Raw genomic sequence first — 22,000 nt, 5'->3', positions numbered from 1 at the left:
ACCAGTTCGCCCGAAGAAGTCACCCCATTGAGTGAGGTGACTGCAGCGCCCCTTTAGGGGCGCGGGGAACTGCGCGATCAACCACCGAAAACCCGCACCCGGCAGACCACACAGTCCCCCACGGCGCCTAGCCCCTCAGAACCGCCCCCACACGCTCGCCCGCAAGGGCAACCGCCGCATCCCGAGCAGCAGACGCCTCATCCACGGTCAACGTCCGGTCCCCCGCCCGGAACCGCAGCGCGTACGCCAGCGACTTGCGGCCCTCCCCGAGCTGGTCCTCGTTCTCATAGACGTCGAACAGCCGGATCGCCTCGAGGAGTTCACCCGCGCCCTCACGCAACGCGGCCTCCACATCGGCCTGCGGCACGAACTTGTCGACGACCAGGGCGACATCCTGCGTGGCCACCGGGAACGTGGAGATGCGCGGCGCCTGCGGGACACCGTCGCCCACCTGCTCCAGGGCGTCCAGGTCCAGCTCCATCGCACAGGTACGCGCGGGCAGGCCCAGGGCCTTGAGCACACGGGGGTGCAACTCGCCCGCATGGCCCACGACCGTCTCCGTGCCGTCGAGGACGACCACGAACTCGGCGCAGCGACCCGGGTGCCACGGACCGTACTGACCGCCGCGGACGATCAGGTCGGCCCCGGCTTCCCGCGCGACGACGCGCCCCGCGTCCACCGCGTCCGCCCACCCGGCCGGACGGCCCTCGCCCCACCAGCCGGTCTGCTCGCGCGCGCCCGCGAGGACGACCGCGACATGCCGGGGCTGCTCCGGCAGCACGGCGTTCAGCGCGGCGATCTCCTCGTCCGTGGGACGCCGGTCGACCGGCAGATGGGGGGCGGCGACCCGCTGCTGTTCGCGCGGCTGGAAGACCAGCCCGGTCTCGAACAGGGCGAGGTCGTGCGAGCCGCGGCCGTCGTTGCGCCGCAGCGCGCCCAGCAGGCCCGGCAGCAGCGACGTACGGAGCGCGGGCTCCTCGTCGTTGAGCGGGTTGACGAGCTTGACGACACGGCGGGCCGGGTCGTCCGCGTCCAGGCCGAGCTGGTCGAAGACCTGCTCGCTGACGAACGGGTAGTTCGGCGCCTCGACGTATCCGGCGCCGGCCAGCGCCCGGCCGACGCGGCGGTGCAGCCGCTGGCGGTGCGTCAGACCCCGGCCGGACGGCGGCTTGGGCAGCGTGGAGGGCAGGTTCTCGTAGCCCTCCAGGCGGATGACCTCTTCGGCGAGGTCGTTCTTCTCCATGAGGTCGGGCCGCCAGGACGGGACGGTGACGATCAGCTCGTCCTGCCCGTACACATCACAGCCGACCTGCTGGAGGCGGCGTACGACGGTCTCCCGGCCGTAGTCGACTCCGGCGACCTTGTCCGGGTGGTCGGCCGGGACGGTGATGGTGTGCGGCGCGGACGGGGCGATGACCTCGGTGACCCCGGCCTCGGCGGTGCCGCCGGCGAGCAGGACCAGCAGGTCGACCGTGCGCTGGGCGGCAGCGGCGGCGGCCTGCGGGTCGACGCCGCGCTCGAAGCGGCGGGACGCCTCGGAGGACAGCTTGTGACGGCGGGCGGTGCGGGCGATCGCGACCTGGTCGAAGTGCGCGGCCTCGATCACCACGTCGGTCGTCGCGTTCTCGACGTCCTCGTGGTCGGCGATCTCGGTGTTGGCGCCGCCCATGACACCGGCGAGCCCGATCGGGCCGCGGTCGTCGGTGATCACCAGATCCTCGGCGTGCAGCTTCCGCTCGACGCCGTCGAGGGTGACGATCTTCTCGCCCTCGGTGGCCCGGCGGACACCGATCGTGCCCTGGACGAGGGAGCGGTCGTAGGCGTGCAGCGGCTGGCCGAGTTCCATCATCACGTAGTTGGTGATGTCGACGGCGAGCGAGATCGGGCGCATGCCGACCTTCTGCAGGCGGCGCCGCAGCCAGATCGGGGAGCGCGCCTCGGAGCTGAGGCCGGTGACCGTGCGGGCGGTGAAGCGGTCGCAGCCGAGCGGGTCGGAGACCTGGACCGGGTAGCCGAAGGCGTTCGGGCCGGGGACGTCGAGGAGGGCGGGGTCGCGCAGCGGGAGGCCGTAGGCGATGGCGGTCTCGCGGGCGACGCCGCGGATGGACAGACAGTCGCCGCGGTTGGCGGTGACGGCGATGTCCAGTACCTCGTCGACGAGTTCGAGCAGCTCGATGGCGTCCTTGCCGATCTCGGACTCCGGCGGCAGCACGATGATGCCCTTGGTGCCGTCGTCGCCCATGCCCAGCTCGTCGCTGGAGCAGATCATGCCGTGGGACGTCTTGCCGTAGGTCTTGCGGGCGCTGATCGCGAAGCCGCCGGGCAGGACCGCGCCCGGGAGCACGACCACGACCTTGTCGCCGACGGCGAAGTTGCGGGCGCCGCAGACGATCTCCTGGGGCTCACCGGTGCCGTTGGCGGTGCCGACGTCGACGGTGCAGAAGCGGATCGGCTTCTTGAACTCCGTCAGCTCCTCGATGGTCAGCACCTGGCCGACGACCAGGGGGCCCTTGAGGCCGTCGCCGAGCTGCTCGACGGTCTCGACCTCCAGACCGGCCGAAATGAGCTTGGCCTGCACGTCACGACCGGTCTGCGTCTCCGGCAGGTCGACGTACTCCCGCAGCCAAGAAAGCGGGACCCGCATCAGATCTCCATCCCGAACGGCCGGGTGAACCGGACGTCACCCTCGACCATGTCTCGCATGTCCTCGACGTTGTGGCGGAACATCAGCATCCGCTCGATGCCGAACCCGAAGGCGAAGCCGCTGTATTTCTCCGGGTCGACGCCGCAGGCGGTGAGCACCCGCGGGTTGACCATGCCGCAGCCGCCGAGCTCGATCCAGCCTTCGCTGGAGCAGGTACGGCAGGGCCGGTCGGGGTTGCCGACGGACTCGCCGCGGCAGACGTAGCACACCATGTCCATCTCGGCGGACGGCTCGGTGAACGGGAAGAAGTTCGGCCGCAGCCGCGTCTTCATGCCCTCGCCGAACAGCGACTGCACCATGTGGTCCAGCGTGCCCTTGAGGTCGGCCATGGTCAGGCCCTCGTCGATGGCGAGCAGCTCGACCTGGTGGAAGACCGGGGTGTGCGTGGCGTCCAGCTCGTCCGTGCGGTACACGCGGCCGGGGCAGATCACGTACACCGGCAGCTCACGGTCGAGCAGCGAGCGGATCTGCACGGGCGAGGTGTGGGTGCGCAGCACGACGCTCGACTCGGCGCCGCCGTCGGGGCCCTGCACGAAGAACGTGTCCGCCTCGCCGCGGGCCGGGTGGTCCGGGCCGATGTTGAGCGCGTCGAAGTTGAACCACTCCGCCTCGACCTGCGGGCCCTCGGCGACCTCGTAGCCCATGGCCACGAAGACGTCCTCGATGCGCTCGGAGAGGGTGGTGAGCGGGTGGCGGGCGCCGGCCGGTACGCGGTCGTACGGCAACGTGACGTCCACTGCCTCCTCGACCAGCACCCGGGCGTCACGCTCGGCCTCCAGTTCTGCCTGGCGGGCGGTGAGCGCCTTGTTCACGGCGCCGCGGGCCATGCCGACGCGCTTGCCGGCCTCGGCCTTGGCGTGCGGGGGCAGTGCCCCGATCTCGCGGTTGGCGAGGGCCAGCGGGGAGGTACCGCCGGTGTGAGCGACCTTGGCCTCCTGGAGCGCGTCGAGGGAGTCCGCGGCGGCGAAGGCGGCGAGCGCCTCGTCCCGCATGCGCTCGATCTCTTCCGGTTTCAACGCCTCGACCTCGACAGGGTCGTACGACTTATTCGGTGCCGACATCTCTTCCCGTGCTTCCGATTGGCTGGCTGAAGGTCCCCGTCGCCGACTCGTCATGGCCGTATCCGGGACACATGGGTGCCAAAGGCCGAGTCTAACGGGGTGGAGGTGTGCGAATGCGCCCGCGGGCTGCTCAGGCCAGGTAGGCCGGAGTGCTCACGGGCAACGTAAATCGGAACTCGGCGCCGCCGCCGGGGGCGCGGCCGACCGTGATGGTGCCGCCGTGGGCCTCGACGATGCCCTTGACGATGTAGAGCCCGAGGCCGGTGCCGCCGCGCTTGCTGCCCCGCCAGAAGCGGGTGAAGACGCGGTTCATGGACTCCTCCGGGATACCTGGGCCCTCGTCGCTCACGGTGACCGATGTGCCGATGTCCTCTCCCTCGCGGGGGGACGTGGCGGGCGTGACGTCAATCGTGACGGTTCCCTCGCCGTGCCGCACGGCATTTTCCAGCAGATTGCTGAGCACCTGGTCGACCTTGTCGGGATCGGCCCACAGATCGGGCAGCGGCTGTTCGACGCGGAGCAGGAACCGGTCGGCGGGCAGTCCGGCGGCGACGTACGCCTGGATGTGCCGGCCGACGGCTGCGCCGATGTCGACGGGCTGGCGGCGCAGTTCCAGCCGCCCGGAGTCGATGCGGGAGATGTCGAGGAGCTCGGCGATGAGGCGGGTGACGCGGTCGGCGTCGGCGTCGACGGTCTCCAGCATCAGCCGCTTCTGGTCGTCGGTGAACCTCTCCCACTTGGCGAGGAGAGTGGCCGTGAAGCCCTTGACGGAGGTGAGGGGGGAGCGCAGTTCGTGGGCGACGGTCGCGATCAGCTCGGCATGGCTGCGCTCGGTGCGGCGGCGGGCCTCGGTGTCGCGGAGACAGACGACGACGCGGTGGACGGGCCCGGTGGGTTCGGTACGGACGTACCGCGCGGAGACGAGGACTTCACGCCCGCCGGGCAGCAGCAGATTCCGCTCGGGCTGGCCGACCCTGATGGCGAGCCCGCCGTACGGATCGGTCAGCTGCCACCAGCGCCTGCCCTCCAGGTCCTCTAATGGCAGGGCCTTGTCCAGCCGCCGGCCGAGGGCGTCGGCGGCGGGGACGGCGGTGATGCGCTCGGCGGCGGCGTTGAAGCAGACGACGTACCCGTGCTCATCGGCGACGACGAGGCCGTCCGGCAGCTGATCGGGGTCGATGCCGAGCCCGGCGACATCGCCGGACGGCCGGGACACGGGCCCTCGCCCTACGTCCCGTGCTCCCGGCGCGTTGCTGGTGCCGATGGTCATCCCCGTACCCCACCTCTCACGACGGCGCAGGGCCCCCGAGCAGGTCACCCTACTAGCTCACGGTGACGGAGCGGCACCCTCCGGAGGCGCGCTGTGCACGGGCGGACGCGTAGAGACATACGGCGGCGGCGGTGGCGAGGTTCAGGCTCTCGGCCTTCCCGTGGATCGGAACCCGCACGACGGCGTCCGCCAACGCGCGGGTCTCCTCCGGCAGTCCCCACGCCTCGTTGCCGAACACCCAGGCCGTCGGCCCGCCCATGGTGCCGTTGTCCAACTCGTCGTCCAGGTCGTCGGTCCCGGCCCCGTCGGCGGCGAGAATCCGCACCCCGGCGTCCTTGAGCCCCGCCACGGCCCGCTCGACGGGGACCCCGACGGCGACCGGCAAGTGGAACAGGGACCCGACGGAGGCCCGCACGGCCTTGGGGTTGTACAGATCGACGGACGCGTCGGTCAGTACGACCGCCTCGGCCCCGGCGGCATCGGCACACCGCAGCACGGTCCCGGCGTTCCCCGGGTCCCGCACATGCGCGAGCACGGCGACCAGCTTGGGCCGGGCGGCGAGGATCTCCTCGAACGGCGTGTCCAGGAACCGGCAGATCCCGACGAGGCCCTGCGGGGTGACCGTGGTCGAGATCTCGGCGATGACCTGCTCGGAGGCGAGGTGCACGCGCACCCCGATGTCCCGGGCCCGCCCGACGATGTCGGCGTACCGCTCCGCGGCCTCGACGGTGGCGAACAACTCGACCAATGTGTCCGCCTGCTCCCCCGCCTCCCGCACGGCCTGCGGCCCCTCCGCGAGAAACAGCCGCTCCTTCCCCCGGAAGTTCCGCCTGGCCAGCCGCCGGGCGGCGGAGACCCGGGGGGACCGGGGGGAGATCAGCTCGGGGGTGACGGGGGACATTCAACTCACCTTCAGCAACTATCTTCCGCCGCAACGGCGATCAACCACGACGGCGGCTTTCGGCGGTGCCGAACCAACCGGTGCTCACACAGCAACGGACCCGCAGGCGAAACCCACGGGTCCGTTCAGTCACGTCGGCCTAGGCTCAGCGCCAGCGTCACGCGGCCTTCGGCGCGTTGACGTCCGCCGGCAGCGCCTTCTGCGCGACCTCGACGAGCGCGGCGAACGCGTGCGCGTCGTTGACGGCCAGCTCGGCGAGGATCTTGCGGTCGACCTCGACGTTGGCGGCCTTCAGGCCCTGGATGAAGCGGTTGTACGTGATGCCGTTGGCGCGGGCAGCGGCGTTGATGCGCTGGATCCACAGCTGGCGGAAGTCACCCTTGCGCTTCTTGCGGTCGTTGTAGTTGTAGACCAGCGAGTGGGTGACCTGCTCCTTGGCCTTGCGGTACAGGCGCGAGCGCTGACCGCGGTAGCCGGAGGCCTGCTCGAGGATCGCCCGGCGCTTCTTGTGGGCGTTGACTGCCCGCTTGACGCGTGCCACTTGTTAACTCCTTGTAGCGGGGCCGTGGTTGGACTCACACGGCCCGGAATCGATGGGGTCCCGGTCTTGGCGTACGGCGCTCGGTGATCAGAAGACCAGGCGCCCGTACGTCACTTGCCGAGAAGCTTCTTGATCTTCTTGGCGTCGCCCGGGGCCATCTCGGCGTTGCCGGTGAGGCGACGCGTCAGTCGGGACGACTTGTGCTCGAGCAGGTGGCGCTTGCCGGCGCGCTCACGGAGCACCTTGCCGGAGCCGGTGACCTTGAAGCGCTTGCTGGCACCGCTGTGCGACTTGTTCTTCGGCATAGCGCCGTTCTCTCCTCGTCAGTGGCGCTCCGATGCCCGGTCGTGAAACCGGGCACGGTGGAGCGTCTCTTGTATCGGTTATGGCCTGGGGACTCGCGTCCCCCGGGATCACGCGTCGGCGGAAGCCTCGGCAGGTGCCTCGGCTACCTCGTCGCTCTCAGACTCCGCGGCGTTCTGCGACTTGCCGGGGTTGGCCTTCGCTTCAGCCTTGCGGGCTTCCTGCGCCTGGCGAGCCTCGGCCATCGCCTCGGTCTTCTTCTTGTGCGGACCGAGAACCATGATCATGTTTCGGCCGTCCTGCTTCGGGTTCGACTCCACGAAACCGAGGTCCTGGACGTCCTCCGCGAGACGCTGCAGCAGTCGGTAGCCCAGTTCGGGCCGGGACTGCTCGCGACCACGGAACATGATCGTGATCTTGACCTTGTCGCCCTGCTTGAGGAACCGGACGACGTGACCCTTCTTGGTGTCATAGTCGTGCGGGTCGATCTTCGGCCGGAGCTTCATCTCCTTGATGACCGTGTGCGCCTGGTTCTTGCGCGCCTCACGGGCCTTCATGGCCGACTCGTACTTGAACTTCCCGTAGTCCATGAGCTTGCACACGGGCGGACGGGCGTTCGCCGCGACCTCGACCAGGTCCAGGTCGTACTCCTGCGCAAGCTCCAGTGCCTTGGCCAGGGGGACGATGCCCACCTGCTCGCCACTGGGACCGACAAGTCGCACCTCGGGAACGCGAATCCGGTCGTTGATGCGGGGCTCGGCGCTGATGGATCCTCCTCGGTAGCACCACACGACTGTCTGGAGGACAGCCGCGTAACGTCTCTTTTCGATAGACCTAACCGCGCCGAAGCACAAAAAATGCCCCGGACGATCACAGGCGGGGCTCCTCGAACTACCGGAGCGACCGCCGCAAGGATCGCGGGGCGCACTTTCGGGCGGATGCCCGTCGCTGGACGGGACCGCCTGACCGGTGACCCGCCGCCCGGGGGGCGGTCAGGTGGGAGTTCGAAAGCCTCCACTTGTAGGTCGGGCCCGGTGCCGTGAGGCATGCGCGTCCGACCGGTCGTTACACAAGGTTAGCAGCATCCCGGGGGTGGTGCGAACCGGCGTGCACCGGGGCCTATCGTGTCCGGCATGAGTGACACCCCTCCTGAGACGCCCGACTTCGACGCCATGACCCGTGACATCGCCGAGGTCCCGGCGGTCGAGGTGATCGTGACGGTCGCCGTGAACCTGATGAGCGCCGCCGCGGTGAAGCTCGGTCTGACCGAGGAGGGCGAGAAGCACAAGGACCTGGACGAGGCCCGCAAGCTGGTGTCCGCCCTCGCCGGTCTCCTCGACGCGAGCGCGACCGAGATCAGCTCCTTCCACGCGGCTCCGCTGCGCGACGGGCTGAAGTCCCTCCAGTTGGCGTTCCGCGAGGCGTCGGTCGTCCCCGATGAGCCGGGGCAGGGACCGGGCGAGAAGTACACGGGCCCCATTTACGGCTGAAATGGGCCGTCTGTCGTCTGCGGGCTCGTCGTGGCTGGTCGCGCAGTTCCCCGCGCCCCTTCGGGGCGCACGTATTCGGGGCGCACGTACAGGGGCTCGCCCGGTGGTGTCGCCCCGGCCGGCAGGAGCGCCAGGTCGAGGCCTTGCACCAGGCGGGCCCGCAGGGTTTCGTCGGCGGCCAGGCGTTCGGCCAGGGTGTGGGCGGCCGGGCCCGGGGTGGCGTCGGGGTCCAGGACGAGGGCGAGCGTGCCGTCGGCCTGTCCGGGGCCGAGGTAGGCACGGAGTACGGCGGGCTCGGCGGCCACGGCGGCGCGTACGGCTCCGGTGACGGCGGGGTCGGCGAGCGGATCGGTGGTCGTTCGGCCCTCGGCCAGCGCGAGCAGCGCGGGCCGCGTCAGCTCGTACGGCACGGGTCCGGCCAGGTCCAGCACGATCGTGTCCGCCTTCTCGTGCGCCGCGGCCTGCAGCGCCTGGTGCAGCGGTACGGCGACGGGGCGGGCCTCCGGGTCCCAGCGGGCCAGCGAGTCGGTGGATGTGAAGGCGGGCAGGGCCGTGCGGGTGCCGGCCTTCAGGGTCGGTACGGCCATGTCGCTGGTCTTCTCGCGGCGCAACCCGTTCTCGTCCTCCTCGACCTCGCCGAGGACGGCCACGACGGGGACGAGGAGCCGGGCGCCCTTCAGGGCCTCGAGCACCGGCTCCACGGCGGTGCGGTCCTCGGCCCAGGCGGCGAGCGCCGCGCTCAGCCGGGGGTCGGCGGAGCCGTCGTCGTCGGAGAAGCCGGAGTCGGGAATGTTCTTGTTCGCCACGGTCACCGACCCTACCGGGGGGATGCTGCTGCGGTTGTGCGGCCCCGGAAACCCGGCCGTGACGCCTTCAGCGTTTTCTCAGACATCCCTGACAGACATCTAACATCCGTCTAACAGAGAGCACAGCCGGCTGGCCGACCATCGCGGCCATGGAGTCTTCCAGCGCCGCCCACCGTGCTCCGTCCCGCCGCCGCACGCTGGTGTACGCCGCCCTCGCCGCGGTCGCCGTCGTGGGCGGTACGGCAGGGGGGACCGCGTACGTGACGGCGCAGGCGCACTCCGGTGCGGGGGCCGTATCGTCGGTCTCCGCGTCGCCGTCGGCCTCGGCGAGCGGGGAGGCACCGATGGCATCAGTGGAAGCGGTGGCGCAGCCGGTGGTGGACCACGACGAGCTGCTGGCCGAGGCGATGGAGTCGGTGACCGTCGAGGACGGTGCCGAGGTGTCGGTGGCGGTGCTGGACCTGGCGTCCGGCACGAGCGCCTCGTACGGGGACGGTCTCTTCGACACCGCGAGCATCGTCAAGGTGGACATCCTGGCGTCGCTGCTGCTCCAGGCGCAGGACGCGGGGCGCGCGCTGACCGCGGCGGAGAAGTCGTACGCCACGGCGATGATCGAGCACAGCGACAACGCCTCCGCGTCGGCCCTGTGGCGCACCATCGGGAAGGCGGCCGGGCTCGACGCCGCGAACGAGCGTCTCGGGCTCACCGACACCGAGGGCGGCGACAACATGCTGTGGGGGCTGACGCAGACCACGGCAACAGATCAACTCGTGCTGCTCCAACAGGTGTTCGGGGAGAAGAACTCGGAACTGACCGAGGCCTCGCGGTCGTACATCCAGGGGCTGATGGCTCGGATAGCCGCCGGGCAGCAGTGGGGCGTCTCGGCAGCGGCCGACGGCTCGACCTGGGCACTGAAGAACGGCTGGCTGCCGCGCACCGCCACCGGACTGTGGGACATCAACAGCATCGGGCGGATCACCGTCGACGGCCACGGGTGCCTGGTGGCGGTGCTGTCCGACGGCAACTCGACACAGGCGAAGGGGATTTCACTGGTCGAGGAGGCGGCAAGGACCGCGATCTCGGTGATTTCCTGAGCGCCCCGTAGGGGCGCGGGGAACTGCGCGACCAGCCACGACGGCGCCGCAGACGAAAGACGGCACATCGCGGCACCACCAGCGGAGCTAGTCGTACCGACGCCCGCGCCACACCACCACCGCGACGACCAGCAGCACCCCGCCGAAGCTGCCCGCCAGCGGGGCGGCCCAACTCGACGTCGTGTCCTCGGCCTCGGCGGCATCGGGGCCCGAGCCGAAGTACTTGTCCCCGTAGGCCGCCGCGCGCAGCCGCTGCGGTTCGAGGCGGTCGGCGGCCTTGATCGCGGCGGCCGGGTCGACGAGGCCGTAGCCGCGGGAGTCGTCGCGGCCGTTCGCCGGGGCGTTGCGGGCGGTGTCTTCCAGCAGCTTCTTGATCTGGGCCGGGGTCAGTCCCGGGTGGGCCGCCTTGACGAGGGCGACGGCGCCGGAGACGAAGGCCGCGGCGGCGCTCGTACCCCATCCCTCGTAGTACTTGCGGTCGGGGTCGGCGATGACGATGTCGACGCCGGGGGCGCTGACCGTGGCGTACCAGCGGCGGGTGGAGAAGGCGGCGCGGGTGCCGTAGCGGTCGACGGCGGTCACGGCGATCACGCCCGGGTAGGCGGCCGGGTAGGAGATGTGGTCGCCCTTGTCACCGCCGTTGCCGGCGGAGGCGACGACGACGGAGCCCTTCCTGAGGGCGTACTGGACTGCCTCGTCCTCGGCGGGTTCGGGGTGGGCGGACTTGGAGTCGTCGCCGAGGGAGAGATTGATGACGTCGGCGCCGTGGTCGGCGGCCCAGCGGATGCCTTCGGCGAGGGCGTTGCCGCGGGTGTTGCGGGCCTTGGCGCGGGCGGAGTCGCCGTCTTCGAGGATCACGCGGACGGGGAGGATCTTGGCCTCGGGGGCGATGCCCATGACGCCGTCGCCGTTGCCCGCGCCATGGCCGTGACCGGCGATGATGCCGGCCATGGCGGTGCCGTGGCGGGCCCAGGCGCGGTCGCCCCGGTCGGCGCCGAAGCCGATCATGTCCTTGCCTTGGAGGATGTTGCCGGCGAGGTCGGGGTGGTCGGACTCGACGCCGGTGTCCAGGACGGCGACGGTCACGCCCGCGCCCTTGGTGGTCTGCCAGGCCTCGTCGGTGTGCATGGCCTCCAGGGCCCACTGCTGGGCGCGTATGCCGTCGGCGTGGGCGGCGGTGGGCGGCACGAGGGCGACAGAGGCGGCGAGCAGGACGCTGACGATGCCGACGCGGCGGGTTGCGGTCATGACGGCTGCTCCGTGGCCGAGTCGACGGTTTTGCGCAGCGCCCGTTCGACGCGGTCGGCGAGGCCTCGCGCCTCCTGGCCCAGGCCTGCCTGGGCGACGGCCGTGGTGGCGCCGGATGCCATGGCTTTGGCGGCGGGATCGGGTTCGTCGACGGTGCGGCCGTCGGCCCAGCCGGAGACGGCGTAGACGACGACCGGGGCGTCGGTGAGGACGGAGACGGTCCACGAGGCGCGCTGCTCGCTGCCGAACCCCGCGGCGACGGTGTTCTTCGCGGCGTACGGGCGGGGCATCAGGTCGGTACGGCTGTCCAGGCTCTCGTTCTTGAACCGGGTGCGCAGGGCGGCCATGGCGGCGGAGTCGCCCTTGGTGAAGAGCAGGCCGACAGTGGTGACGTAGCTCTGGGTCGCGTCTGTGTAGGTGGCGCGCAGGAGGCGTTGGCAGCCGACCGGGGCGAGGGCCTTACGCAGCAGCGGGTCGAAGGCGTCGGCGCAGCCGGTGTCCGGGGCGACGGCTACGCGGGTCCAGGTGCGGTCGGCTCCGCCGGGTCCGGCGCCCTGGCCTTCGACGCTGGGCGGGAACAGCTGATCGACCGGCACGCTGTGCCACAGGCCTCCGGCCGCGGCGAACGCGCCGCCCGTGCCGCCCTCGCCTCCGTCGGTGAGGAGCCAACTCCCGGTCACGGCACCGCCGATCAGCCCGAGCCCGAGCACGAGGCAGGCTGCCGCCACGACGGTACGATTCCGCACCCGGCCCCCCAGCGGACGCGGCCGCGCCCGGTCGTCATATCCCTCCGGCTCCCCCAACGACACGAACGGCCGCCCCGCCGGCGCGCCCCAGGAGAACGCCGGGTCGGGCGAGAAGCCCCACCCAGCCACCGGCGGCGCGTCGGGCCGCGGCGGCACACCGCTCCGACCGGACTCCCCAGCGGACCCCGGACCCGCCGGCACCGGCCGCAGACGCGTGGTCCGCTCGGAAACGGTCTCGGTGGCAGGCATGGGGGGCGCCACCGGAGGCCGCGGGGCCTCAGCGGGCGCCGGGGCTACGTCGCGACGCCGCGGGGGCTCGGAAGGCCGCGGTCGCACAACCGACCGCCGCAAGCTGTCAGCAGGCGCCGGAGGCACGTCGGGGTGCCGAGGGGCCTCGGGAGGCAGCGGTTGGGCGCCGGGACGCCGCGGGGACTCGGCGGGGGCCGGGGGCGCGGCGGCCGAATGGCGCGGCGGCGCGGCGGGAGTCTCGGGTGCACCCGGGCGCCGCGACGTCTCGGCAGGCAACGGTTGCGCGACGGGACGCGTCAGCGCCTCTGCGGGCGCGGGGGGTTGGGCGGCCGGACGACGCGGGGGCTGTGCGGGAGCCGCGGGGGCACCCGGGCGGTGCGCGGGCTCGGCAGGCCCCCCGGATCCACTCGGACGGTGCGCGGGCTCGGCATTCGGCGACCGTACGCCCGGCCGGTGCGCGGGCTGTGCGGGAGCCGCGGGTGCACCCGGACGGTGCGCAGGCTCGGCAGGCGCCGCAGATCCGCTGGGTCGGTGCGTGGGCTCGGCGTTCGGTGCCGGTACGCCCGGATGGGGCGTCCGCGGTTGCTGTGCCGACCGTTGCGGTGCGGAGGGCTCCGGGTCTGTCGGGTGGGCGGTGGGGGGTGGGGTGTCCGGGAAGCGGGCGGAGGCACTCGGTGGGGGCGGTGGAGTGGTGGGGTCGGAGTCCTGGTGGGACGGGCCGCGCAGGTCGGTGAGGTGGGGCTCGGTGCTGGCGGGGGCGGATGCGCCGCGTCCGCGCGGTGCGCCGTGCGTCGGCGAGACCGGCGCCTCTGCAGACGTGCCGTTGGCCGGCGCCTCTGCAGACGTACCGTTCATCGGCTGCTCAGGGGATGACTGCCCGCCGGTCCCCGGGTGGTCGTAATCCGAGGGAACCGTGGGCGGCTGAGGTGGGCGTGGGGGTACGGAGGCGTGCCTCGCTTCCGTGCTCATGCACCCCCCGTTTCCTCGTGCCCGGGCCTTCCGCGGGCCGGAGTCGTTCCTGCGTGCGTGCGCGCAACTCTACGGGTTGCCCCCGGTCGAACGGGAACCGGTCCACGACGCCGGGGCATCTGCCCGGAACGTCCCCCTACCCTGCGGTAATCCAGTCTGGCAGGCTTCGTTCATGACTGCGCGCGCCCCCGACCGGGCCCGATACGACCGGGCCACCGCCCATCTCGACGCCCCTCTCGCGATCGTGGACCTGGATGCCTTCGACGCCAACGCGGAGGATTTGGTCCGCCGAGCGGGCGGAAAGCCCATCCGGGTCGCCAGCAAGTCCCTACGCTGCCGGGCCCTGCTCGAACGCGCCCTCGCCAGGGACGGCTTCGCGGGCATCATGTCCTTCACCCTCGCCGAGTCCCTGTGGCTGGCACGGTCCGGCTTCGACGACATCCTGCTGGCCTACCCGTCGGCGGACCGCGCCGGATTCGCCGAGCTGGCCGGTGATCCCAAGCTCGCCTCCGCGGTGACCGTGATGGTCGACGACCCGGCGCAGCTCGCGCTCATCGACGCGTCCAGAGACGGCGGGCGTGAAGTGGTGCGGGTCTGCCTGGAGTTGGACACGTCCCTGAAGCTGCTCGGCGGGCGCGTGCGGATCGGGGCGCTGCGCTCTCCGCTGCACTCCCCCGCCCAAGTCGCCGACATGGCCCGCACGGTGGCCCGCCGCCCCGGCTTCAAGCTCGTGGGGATCATGGCCTACGAGGGGCACATCGCCGGCGTCGGTGACGCGATCGCCGGGCGGCCGCTGCGCTCGCGTGCCGTCCGGCTGATGCAGGCCACCGCCCGCCGTGAACTCGCCGAGCGGCGGGCCGAGGTGGTGCGGGCGGTGCGGGCCGTGGCGCCCGATCTGGAGTACGTCAACGGCGGCGGGACCGGCAGTGTGCAGCACACCGCCGCCGAGGACGCCGTCACGGAGATCGCGGCCGGGTCGGGGCTGTATGTGCCGCGGCTGTTCGACAACTACACCTCGTTCAGCGGGCGTCCGGCCGCGCTGTTCGCCCAGCCCGTGGTGCGCCGGCCAGGCGTCGGGGTCGTGACCGTCCTCGGCGGCGGGTATCCGGCGTCCGGTGCGGCCGGGCTCGACCGGCTGCCCGTGCCGTATCTGCCGGAGGGGCTGCGCTACGACCCGCAGGAGGGGCCCGGCGAGGTCCAGACGCCGCTGCTCGGGCCGCCCGCCGACGATCTGCTGATCGGCGACAAGGTGTGGTTCCGGCATGCCAAGGCCGGTGAGCTGTGCGAGCGGTTCGACGCGCTGCAGCTGATCGAGGGGGACGCGGTGACGGCGACCGTACCGACGTATCGCGGCGAGGGGCTGACGTTCCTATAGCCCGTCATGTAGCCCTTCGTGCAGCTCGTCAGCCCCTCGGGCCGATGCTGCTGCCGGCCCCTCCGCCGCCGTCCTCGTCCCCGGTCACCTTGATTCCCTTGGTGATCCGGTCCATGTCGGACAGCGGCGGCCCGTCCGCGCCCGCGTCGAACACATAGCGGACGATGACCCGGGACTCCGGGCCGACGCCGCCCGGGAAGGCCAGCGACTGGACGTAACCGCCGGGCCCCTTGGCCGTGCTGACCTGCCAGCGCACGTAGTACCCGGCGCGGCCCGCCACCGCGACCTGCCCGGAGCCGACGAGCTTGTGTGACTCGATGCCGCCGAAGGGGTGCCGTCCGATGCGGTCGCGGTCGTAGGCGTCACCGGCCGCATCCTCGATGTCCCCCTTGGCCAGGGCTTCGGGGGACTTCTCGTCGGTGCCGGTGACCGTGCGGGAGATGACGACGCCGTGGCGGCAGACTCCGGCGTCGGCCGGGCACTCGTAGGTGCCGTCGGTGGTCATCAGGACGTCGGGATCGGCGACGTACTGGGGGCGGACCCAGCCGTCGATCAACGGCAGGGTGAGGCCGTTGAGTTGGTCGACGACCACGGCGGGGTCGTCGGCGGACGGCTCGCTCGTCGACGGGGACGGAGTCTGGCTGGTCGGTGCCTCGGCGGTGGGCGTCGCGATCGTCGGGTCGGCGATCGGGTCCGCGCCACCGCCGCCGTCGTCCCGGCCGAGGACGACCGCGCCGGTGACGATCGCGACGACGAGGACGACGGCCGCGCTGGTGACGGCGATGGCCTTGGCGCGTCCGGAGGCCCCGTCGGGGGACGGCACGACCGGCACCGGCGGCGCGGGGATCTCGGGCGGGCGCCGGTGCTCGGTCCAGGCCGTTCCGTCCCACCAGCGCTCCAGGTGCGGGCCGGACGGGTCCCGGTACCAGCCGGGCGGGGGCGTCATGCTCATATCCCGGCACTGTAGGGCGAGGCCTACAGCGGCGTGACGTACGCCCCCGAGATTCCGCCGTCGACGAGGAAGTCGGTGGCGTTCACGAAGGAGGAGTCGTCGCTGGCCAGGAAGGCGACCGCGGCGGCGATCTCGTCGGCCTCGGCGAACCGGCCGAGGGGGATGTGGACGAGCCGGCGTGCCGCCCGCTCCGGGTCCTTGGCGAACAGCTCCTGTAGAAGCGGGGTGTTGACCGGTCCGGGGCACAGCGCGTTGACGCGGATGCCCTCGCGGGCGAACTGCACGCCGAGTTCGCGGGACATGGCCAGGACGCCACCCTTGGACGCCGTGTACGAGATCTGCGACGTGGCCGCGCCCATCCGGGCCACGAAGGACGCCGTGTTGATGATCGACCCCTTGCCCTGGCGCCGCATGTACGGGATGGCCGACTTGCAACACAGGTAGACGGAGGTGAGGTTGACCTCCTGGACGCGCTTCCAGGCGTCCAGGCCGGTCTCCAGGATGGAGTCGTCGTCGGGCGGCGAGATGCCCGCGTTGTTGAAGGCGATGTCGACACTGCCGTAGGTGTCGTACGCCGTCTTGAACAGCGCCTCGACCTGCTCGGGGTCGGTGACGTCGACCTTCACGAAGATTCCGCCGACCTCCTCGGCGGCCGCCTTGCCGCGCTGTTCGTCCACGTCGCCGCAGACCACGTGCGCGCCCTCGGAGGCGAGGCGGCGGGCGGTGGCGAGGCCGATGCCGCTGCCGGCTCCGGTGATGACGGCGGTACGGCCGACCAGTCGGCGGCACACATTCTCTTCGGTCACTGTGCGGAGCCTTCCGTGCTGATGAAGACATTCTTGGTTTCCGTGAAGGCGGCCAGGGCGTCCGGGCCCAGCTCACGGCCGACGCCGGACTGCTTGAAGCCGCCGAAGGGGGTCCAGTAGCGGACCGCGGAGTGGGAGTTGACGGACAGGTTGCCCGCCCGGACGGCCTGCGAGACGCGCAGGGCGCGGCCCAGGTCGCGGGTCCAGAGGGAACCGGCGAGGCCGTACGGGGTGTCGTTGGCGAGGCGGACCGCGTCCTGCTCGTCGGTGAAGGGCAGCAGGACGGCGACCGGGCCGAAGATCTCCTCGCAGGCCGCCGCGGAGTCGTGCCGCTCGCCGGTCAGGACGGTCGGCGCGAACCAGAAGCCGGGGCCGTCGGGTGCGCTGCCGCGCAGGGCGGGGGCGCCCTCGGGGACGAACGACCGTACGCGGTCCAGCTGTTGACGGCTGATCAGCGGGCCCATCTGGGTCTGCTCGTCGGCGGGGTCGCCCACGACCACCGTGGACAGCGCGTCGGCGAGCAGGTCGCGGACCTCGTCGTAGACGGACTCCTGGACCAGGATCCGGGTGCGGGCGCAGCAGTCCTGGCCGCTGTTGTCGAGGAAGGAGAAGGGGTCGATCGCGCGCTTCAGGTCGGCGTCGGCGAAGACGATGTTGGGGCTCTTGCCGCCGAGTTCGAGGGTGACGGGCTTGACCAGGCGGGCGCAGCGCTCCATGACTTCGCGGCCGGTGCGGGTGGAGCCGGTGAACACGATCTTCGCCACGTCGGGGTGGTCGACGAGGGCGCGGCCCGCGATGTGGCCGTATCCGGGGAGGGCCTGGAACAGCCCCTCGGGCAGGCCTGCCTCCAGGGCGAGTTCGGCCAGGCGCAGCGCTGTGAGCGGGGTGGTCTCGGCCGGTTTGAGGACGACGGCGTTGCCCGCGGCGAGGGCCGGGAAGGAGCCCCAGGCGGCGATGGGCATCGGGAAGTTCCAGGGTGCGATGACACCGACCACGCCGAGGGGTTCCTGGAAGGTGACGTTCCAGCCGCCCGGTACGGGGATCTGCTTGCCGAGGAGTCGTTCGGCGCCGCCGGCCGCGTACAGCAGCAGGTCGCGGGCGTTGCCGGCTTCCCAGCGGGCGTTGCCGAGGAGGTGGCCCGCCTCGCGGACCTCGAGCTGGGCCAGCTCCTCGATGTGCGTGTCGACGACGTCGGCGAAGCGGCGCAGCAGCCGGGCCCGGTCGGCGGGGGCGGCGGCCGCCCAGGACCGCTGGGCTACGGCCGCGCGGGCGACGGCACGGTCCACGTCGGCCGCGTCGGCGGCGGGGACGGTGGCGACGACCTCCTCGGTCGCGGGGTTCAGTACTTCGAGTTCGTGCTCGGCGGACAAGAAGGGCCTCACAGACGTTCGAAGGAGCGGCGCAGCTCCCAGTCGGTGACCGCGGCGTCGAAGGCGTCCAGCTCGACGCGCGCCATGTTGCGGTAGTGCGCGACGACCTCGTCGCCGAAGGCCGCCTTGGCGATCGGGCTGTTCTCCCACAGCTCGGCGGCTTCGCGCAGGGTGGTGGATACGTGCTCGAAGTCGGCGGTGTAGGCGTTGCCGGGGCAGGGCTCGGGCAGCTCCAGCTTCTGCTCGACGCCGTACAGCCCGGCCGCGACCAGCCCGGCCACCGCGAGGTGCGGGTTGACGTCGCCGCCGGGCAGCCGGTTCTCGAACCGCATCGAGCGGCCGTGGCCGACGACTCGGAGGGAGCAGGTGCGGTTGTCGTAGCCCCAGGCGACGGCGGTGGGGGCGAAGGAGCCGGGCTGGAAGCGCTTGTACGAGTTGATGTTGGGGGCGTACAGGAGGGAGAAGTCGCGCAGGGCGGCCAGCTGTCCGGCGAGGAATTGGCGCATCACCTCGGACATGCCGCCGGGCCCCTCGCCCGGCATCACGTTGTTCCCGGCCGTGTCCGCGAGCGAGAGGTGGATGTGGCAGGAGTTGCCCTCGCGCTCGTTGTACTTGGCCATGAAGGTCAGGGACATGCCCTCCTGCGAGGCGATCTCCTTGGCGCCGGTCTTGTAGACGGCGTGCTGGTCGCAGGTGACCAGGGCCTCGTCGTAGCGGAAGGCGATCTCGTGCTGGCCGGGGTTGCACTCGCCCTTGGCGGACTCGACGGTGAGGCCGGCGGCCGCCATCTCGTTGCGGATGCGGCGGAGCAGGGGCTCGATGCGGCCGGTGCCGAGGACGGAGTAGTCGATGTTGTACTGGTTCGCCGGGGTGAGCCCCCGGTAGTGCGCGTCCCAGGCCTGCTCGTAGGTGTCCTTGAAGACGATGAACTCCAGCTCCGTGCCGACCTGGGCGGTGAGGCCGAGTTCGGCGAGGCGCTCCAGCTGGCGGCGCAGTATCTGGCGCGGGGCGGCGACGACCGGGGAGCCGTCGGTCCAGGCGAGGTCGGCGATCACCATGGCCGTGCCCTCGTTCCAGGGGACGCGGCGCAGGGTGCTCAGGTCGGGGTGCATGGCGAAGTCGCCGTAGCCGCGGTCCCAGGACGACATGGCGTAGCCGTCGACCGTGTTCATCTCGGTGTCGACGGCGAGGAGGTAGTTGCAGCCCTCGGTGCCGTGGTGGAGGACCTCGTCGAGGAAGAAGCGGGCGGCGAACCGCTTGCCCTGGAGCCGCCCTTGCATATCGGGGAAGGCCAGGACGACAGTGTCGATCTCACCGCCCGCGACGAGGGCGTGCAGCTCCTCGACGCCGAGCGGGGGTGTGCGGTCTGCCACGGGAAGGGCCTCCTTCGGGCTTCTGCGCGCTGGTTTCAGCCAGCCGAGAGCCATAAGGTATTGCGGAGAACCATTGCTTGGGAAGGGGGCACGGCCATATGTCGGTCGATCCCGACGGCACCACTCAGCAGGACGGGCTGACTCCGGTGCTGCGGCCGGTGCGCGCGGGCAACGGCTTCGAGGAGGCGCTGGAGCAGATCCTCCAGGTCGTCCGCCTCGGCCTGGTGCCCGGCGGCGAGCGGCTGCCCGCCGAGCGGGAGCTGGCGGAGCGGCTCGGCATCAGCCGGGTCACCCTGCGCGAGGTGCTCAAGGTGCTTCAGGACCAGGGGCTCGTCGAGTCACGCCGCGGGCGGTACGGCGGGACGTTCGTGCTGCCGCGCAAGGACGGCGGCGGCGAGGACGAGCTGCGGCGACGGGTCGCCGAGGTCGACATCGAGGACATGCTGCGTTTCCGTGAGGTGCTGGAGGTCGGCGCGGCCGGCCTGTGCGCCGCGCACGGCCTCACCGACGAGCAGACAGCCCGGCTGCGCGAGGCCCTCGCCCGCACGCAGGACGCTCCGCTGTCCGACTACCGCCGGCTGGACACCCTGCTCCACCTCACCCTGGCCGAGCTGTGTGGCTCACCGTCGCTGACCGCGCAGTACGCGGCGGTCCGGGCCACGGTGAACGACCTGCTGGACTGCATCCCGCTCCTCGTCCGCAACCTCGAGCACTCCCAGCGGCAGCACATCGCGATCGTCGAGGCGGTGCTGGACGGGGACGCGGACGGGGCGCGGGAGATGATGCGGGAGCACTGCGGGGGGACGGCGGCGCTGTTGCGGGGGTTCCTGACCTGAGGGCGGGCTTGCGGTCGGAGGATGATTACGGCAATGGTGTGAGCGCGATCCATTGAAGGGAGCGGGAGGACGTATGACCGGCAGGCCGTTGATCGGCATCAGTACGTATCTGGAGGCCGGGGCCCGCTGGGGTGTCTGGGAACTGGAGGCCGCGCTGCTGCCCGCCGGGTATCCGCGGCTCGTGCAGGCGGCGGGCGGGCTGGCCGTGATGCTTCCGCCGGACGAGCCTTCGCTGGCCGCGGCGGCCGTGGCGCGGCTGGACGGGCTGGTGATCGCGGGTGGGCCGGATGTCGAGCCGGTTCGCTACGGCGCCGAGCGCGACGCCCGGACCGGGCCGCCGGCGCGGGCGCGGGACGCGTGGGAACTGGCGCTGATCGAGGCCGCCTTGCGGGACCGCGTGCCGTTGCTGGGCATCTGCCGGGGGATGCAGCTGCTGAACGTCGCCCTTGGTGGCACGCTCGTTCAGCATCTCGACGGGCATGCGGAGGTGGTGGGTGTCTTCGGGCGGCACTCGGTGAAGCCTGTGCCGGGGACGTTGTACGCGGGTGTCGTGCCGGAGGAGACGGCTGTGCCGACGTATCACCATCAGGCCGTGGATCGGCTGGGGGACGGGCTTGTGGTGTCGGCGCATGCGGGGGACGGGACTGTGGAGGCGGTGGAACTGCCTGCTGGGGGGTGGGTGCTGGGGGTGCAGTGGCATCCGGAGATGGGGGGGGATCTGCGGGTCATGGGGGCGTTGGTGCGGGCGGCGGGGGGTTGAGCCCCCAGGGGCCCTCGCTCTGGTTTTTCGCCCCCGCCGCCCCTACCCGTCCCATCCCCCAGGGGCTTCGCCCCTTCGACCCCACCGGGGCTCCGCCCCTGGGCCCCGTTCGGGGGCCAGCCCCCGGACCCCCGCTCCTCAAACGCCGGAGGGGCTAGTTTTGCCTACCCCCTCGTCAGCGACAGCAAGTCCCTCGCCGGGCCCGTTGGGCGGTGGCCCGTTGGCCAGACTGCTCGGAGGTCTCTTGCGAGGGAGACCTTCTCCAGGGGGACGCGTACCAGGCGGCGCATCGACAGTTCCTCGCCTACCGCCAGCTCGCTGAGGACCGCCGGGCCCGCGCCGCTTACCGCTGCTGCCTTTACCGCCGTGGTGGAGGAGAGTTCGATCAGGGGTCTGGCGAGGCCGCCGAGGGCCGCGTCGAGGACCTGGCGGGTGCCGGAGCCCTTCTCGCGGAGGATGAGGGGGGTTGCCGCCAGTTCGGTCGCCGCCAGGGGGCTTCGGCGGCGGGCCCAGGGGTGGCCCGGAGCCGTGACGACGATCAGGTGGTCGTGGGCTATGACCACCGAGTCGAGGCCGGTCGGGACGGACAGGCCCTCTACGAAGCCCAGGTCGGCTTCGTCAGAGAGCAGGCGTTGTGCCACCGCTGCGGAGTTGCCCGCGTGGAGGGATACTGCCGTGTCTGGGCGGGCGGCGCGCAGGGCCAGGAGCCAGCCCGGCAGCAGGTATTCGGCGATCGTCATGCTCGCCGCGACCCTGAGGCGGGAGTCCCTTCGGTCGCGCAGTGCCTGGGCGCCCGCGTCGAAGGCCTCGGCCGCCTCGACGATTCTGCGTGCCCAGTCCGTCACCAGTGCGCCGGCGTCGGTCAAGCGGGAGCCGCGTGGGGAGCGGTCCACCAGCGCCACGCCCAGCTGGCGTTCCATCGAGCGGATCCGGCTGCTCGCCGCGGGCTGGGTGATGCCCATTTCGCGGGCCGCCCCGCCCAGGCTGCCGAGCCGTGCGACCGCCAGCAGCAGCTCCAGGGCTCCCAGGTCCGGCACGCGGTGGGCGAGGAGGGCCGGAGGGCGGTGGGGTTCTTCCGTGACGCTGCTCATAAGGTCAGTTTATGCCCTCATAGGTGCGTGCTCTCTGGTCGGCGGCCGTCCGCGG

General features: G+C 71.8%; 20 protein-coding genes. 5 read left to right on the top strand and 15 right to left on the bottom strand.

What is annotated here, in order from left to right; translation table 11 throughout:
• Positions 1-127: 127 nt before the first annotated feature.
• The 7 genes from pheT to infC form a co-directional block, all read right to left on the bottom strand.
• The gene (gene pheT / locus KCH48_RS16870; RefSeq protein WP_210574932.1) at positions 128-2,644 is read right to left on the bottom strand and encodes a phenylalanine--tRNA ligase subunit beta; all 2,517 of its coding nucleotides are present in this window, start codon (positions 2,642-2,644) and stop codon (positions 128-130) included.
• Positions 2,644-3,765: a phenylalanine--tRNA ligase subunit alpha gene (pheS, locus tag KCH48_RS16865; RefSeq protein ID WP_210574930.1), complete on the bottom strand. Its 1,122-nt coding sequence runs from the start codon at positions 3,763-3,765 to the stop codon at positions 2,644-2,646. The genes pheT and pheS overlap by 1 nt, the downstream gene beginning before the upstream one ends.
• Positions 3,766-3,895: 130 nt before the next feature.
• A complete protein-coding gene (locus KCH48_RS16860) occupies positions 3,896-5,035 on the bottom strand; it encodes an ATP-binding protein (RefSeq protein WP_210574928.1) in 1,140 nt (379 codons plus the stop codon).
• 52 nt (positions 5,036-5,087) lie between these two features.
• Positions 5,088-5,936: an RNA methyltransferase gene (locus KCH48_RS16855; protein ID WP_210574926.1), complete on the bottom strand. Its 849-nt coding sequence runs from the start codon at positions 5,934-5,936 to the stop codon at positions 5,088-5,090.
• 157 nt (positions 5,937-6,093) lie between these two features.
• Positions 6,094-6,477 (bottom strand): 50S ribosomal protein L20, encoded by a 384-nt coding sequence (gene rplT / locus KCH48_RS16850; RefSeq protein ID WP_210574925.1) that lies wholly within the window; start codon positions 6,475-6,477, stop codon positions 6,094-6,096.
• Between the two features lie 110 nt (positions 6,478-6,587).
• Positions 6,588-6,782 carry a 50S ribosomal protein L35 gene (gene rpmI / locus KCH48_RS16845; RefSeq protein WP_007829094.1) on the bottom strand — a complete coding sequence of 65 codons (195 nt, stop codon included), beginning with the start codon at positions 6,780-6,782 and terminating at the stop codon, positions 6,588-6,590.
• Between the two features lie 108 nt (positions 6,783-6,890).
• Complete coding sequence (infC, locus tag KCH48_RS16840; RefSeq protein WP_210574924.1) at positions 6,891-7,571, bottom strand: translation initiation factor IF-3; 681 nt, start codon at positions 7,569-7,571, stop codon at positions 6,891-6,893.
• 342 nt (positions 7,572-7,913) lie between these two features.
• Here infC and KCH48_RS16835 point away from each other — a divergent pair, with 342 nt between their 5' ends.
• The gene (locus tag KCH48_RS16835; protein ID WP_210574923.1) at positions 7,914-8,270 is read left to right on the top strand and encodes a DUF1844 domain-containing protein; all 357 of its coding nucleotides are present in this window, start codon (positions 7,914-7,916) and stop codon (positions 8,268-8,270) included.
• On the opposite strand, the gene KCH48_RS16830 is transcribed toward KCH48_RS16835, so the two are convergent.
• Positions 8,261-9,076: an SseB family protein gene (locus KCH48_RS16830; RefSeq protein WP_210574922.1), complete on the bottom strand. Its 816-nt coding sequence runs from the start codon at positions 9,074-9,076 to the stop codon at positions 8,261-8,263. The two genes, KCH48_RS16835 and KCH48_RS16830, sit on opposite strands and share 10 nt — an antisense overlap.
• A 149-nt stretch (positions 9,077-9,225) precedes the next feature.
• Here KCH48_RS16830 and KCH48_RS16825 point away from each other — a divergent pair, with 149 nt between their 5' ends.
• Complete coding sequence (locus tag KCH48_RS16825) at positions 9,226-10,170, top strand: serine hydrolase (protein ID WP_210574921.1); 945 nt, start codon at positions 9,226-9,228, stop codon at positions 10,168-10,170.
• Positions 10,171-10,257: 87 nt separating this feature from the next.
• Here KCH48_RS16825 and mycP read toward each other — a convergent pair whose 3' ends face one another.
• Positions 10,258-11,418: a type VII secretion-associated serine protease mycosin gene (gene mycP, locus KCH48_RS16820; RefSeq protein WP_210574920.1), complete on the bottom strand. Its 1,161-nt coding sequence runs from the start codon at positions 11,416-11,418 to the stop codon at positions 10,258-10,260.
• Positions 11,415-12,146, bottom strand: a complete 732-nt coding sequence (locus KCH48_RS16815) for a hypothetical protein (RefSeq protein WP_307840894.1) — start codon at positions 12,144-12,146, stop codon at positions 11,415-11,417. Before KCH48_RS16815 ends, mycP begins: the two co-directional genes overlap by 4 nt.
• A gap of 1,408 nt (positions 12,147-13,554) precedes the next feature.
• Between KCH48_RS16815 and KCH48_RS16810 the strand changes: the two genes are divergently transcribed.
• Positions 13,555-14,757, top strand: a complete 1,203-nt coding sequence (locus KCH48_RS16810) for an amino acid deaminase/aldolase (protein WP_210574919.1) — start codon at positions 13,555-13,557, stop codon at positions 14,755-14,757.
• 28 nt (positions 14,758-14,785) lie between these two features.
• On the opposite strand, the gene KCH48_RS16805 is transcribed toward KCH48_RS16810, so the two are convergent.
• From KCH48_RS16805 to KCH48_RS16790, 4 genes are read right to left on the bottom strand one after another with little or no spacing between them, the layout of a single operon-like run.
• Positions 14,786-15,703 carry a DUF2510 domain-containing protein gene (locus KCH48_RS16805; protein ID WP_210575050.1) on the bottom strand — a complete coding sequence of 306 codons (918 nt, stop codon included), beginning with the start codon at positions 15,701-15,703 and terminating at the stop codon, positions 14,786-14,788.
• 29 nt (positions 15,704-15,732) lie between these two features.
• A complete protein-coding gene (locus KCH48_RS16800; RefSeq protein ID WP_210574917.1) occupies positions 15,733-16,515 on the bottom strand; it encodes a 3-oxoacyl-ACP reductase in 783 nt (260 codons plus the stop codon).
• A complete protein-coding gene (locus tag KCH48_RS16795) occupies positions 16,512-17,885 on the bottom strand; it encodes an aldehyde dehydrogenase (protein ID WP_210574916.1) in 1,374 nt (457 codons plus the stop codon). Before KCH48_RS16795 ends, KCH48_RS16800 begins: the two co-directional genes overlap by 4 nt.
• Positions 17,886-17,893: 8 nt before the next feature.
• Positions 17,894-19,258, bottom strand: a complete 1,365-nt coding sequence (locus KCH48_RS16790; RefSeq protein ID WP_210574915.1) for a glutamine synthetase family protein — start codon at positions 19,256-19,258, stop codon at positions 17,894-17,896.
• A gap of 98 nt (positions 19,259-19,356) precedes the next feature.
• Here KCH48_RS16790 and KCH48_RS16785 point away from each other — a divergent pair, with 98 nt between their 5' ends.
• Together KCH48_RS16785 and KCH48_RS16780 are read left to right on the top strand one after the other, a co-directional pair.
• Entirely contained in the window at positions 19,357-20,094 is a 738-nt protein-coding gene (locus tag KCH48_RS16785) for a FadR/GntR family transcriptional regulator (protein ID WP_210574914.1), read from the top strand.
• A gap of 73 nt (positions 20,095-20,167) precedes the next feature.
• Positions 20,168-20,854, top strand: coding sequence for a gamma-glutamyl-gamma-aminobutyrate hydrolase family protein (locus tag KCH48_RS16780; protein ID WP_210574913.1), 687 nt, complete (start codon positions 20,168-20,170; stop codon positions 20,852-20,854).
• Positions 20,855-21,018: 164 nt separating this feature from the next.
• On the opposite strand, the gene KCH48_RS16775 is transcribed toward KCH48_RS16780, so the two are convergent.
• Positions 21,019-21,945: a LysR family transcriptional regulator gene (locus KCH48_RS16775; RefSeq protein WP_210574912.1), complete on the bottom strand. Its 927-nt coding sequence runs from the start codon at positions 21,943-21,945 to the stop codon at positions 21,019-21,021.
• Between the last annotated feature and the right edge of the window lie 55 nt (positions 21,946-22,000).

It is taken from the genome of Streptomyces sp. GESEQ-4 (assembly GCF_017948455.1).
Classification (GTDB): domain Bacteria; phylum Actinomycetota; class Actinomycetes; order Streptomycetales; family Streptomycetaceae; genus Streptomyces.
This window is presented reverse-complemented; position numbering and strand designations above follow the sequence as displayed.

Coding starts and splice junctions, on each gene's coding strand:
- pheT (WP_210574932.1), bottom strand. CDS start 2,644: ATGCGGGTCCCGCTTTCTTGGCTGCGGGAGTACGTCGACCTGCCGGAG.
- pheS (WP_210574930.1), bottom strand. CDS start 3,765: ATGTCGGCACCGAATAAGTCGTACGACCCTGTCGAGGTCGAGGCGTTG.
- KCH48_RS16860 (WP_210574928.1), bottom strand. CDS start 5,035: ATGACCATCGGCACCAGCAACGCGCCGGGAGCACGGGACGTAGGGCGA.
- KCH48_RS16855 (WP_210574926.1), bottom strand. CDS start 5,936: ATGTCCCCCGTCACCCCCGAGCTGATCTCCCCCCGGTCCCCCCGGGTC.
- rpmI (WP_007829094.1), bottom strand. CDS start 6,782: ATGCCGAAGAACAAGTCGCACAGCGGTGCCAGCAAGCGCTTCAAGGTC.
- KCH48_RS16835 (WP_210574923.1), top strand. CDS start 7,914: ATGAGTGACACCCCTCCTGAGACGCCCGACTTCGACGCCATGACCCGT.
- KCH48_RS16825 (WP_210574921.1), top strand. CDS start 9,226: ATGGAGTCTTCCAGCGCCGCCCACCGTGCTCCGTCCCGCCGCCGCACG.
- mycP (WP_210574920.1), bottom strand. CDS start 11,418: ATGACCGCAACCCGCCGCGTCGGCATCGTCAGCGTCCTGCTCGCCGCC.
- KCH48_RS16810 (WP_210574919.1), top strand. CDS start 13,555: ATGACTGCGCGCGCCCCCGACCGGGCCCGATACGACCGGGCCACCGCC.
- KCH48_RS16805 (WP_210575050.1), bottom strand. CDS start 15,703: ATGACGCCCCCGCCCGGCTGGTACCGGGACCCGTCCGGCCCGCACCTG.
- KCH48_RS16785 (WP_210574914.1), top strand. CDS start 19,357: ATGTCGGTCGATCCCGACGGCACCACTCAGCAGGACGGGCTGACTCCG.
- KCH48_RS16780 (WP_210574913.1), top strand. CDS start 20,168: ATGACCGGCAGGCCGTTGATCGGCATCAGTACGTATCTGGAGGCCGGG.
- KCH48_RS16775 (WP_210574912.1), bottom strand. CDS start 21,945: ATGAGCAGCGTCACGGAAGAACCCCACCGCCCTCCGGCCCTCCTCGCC.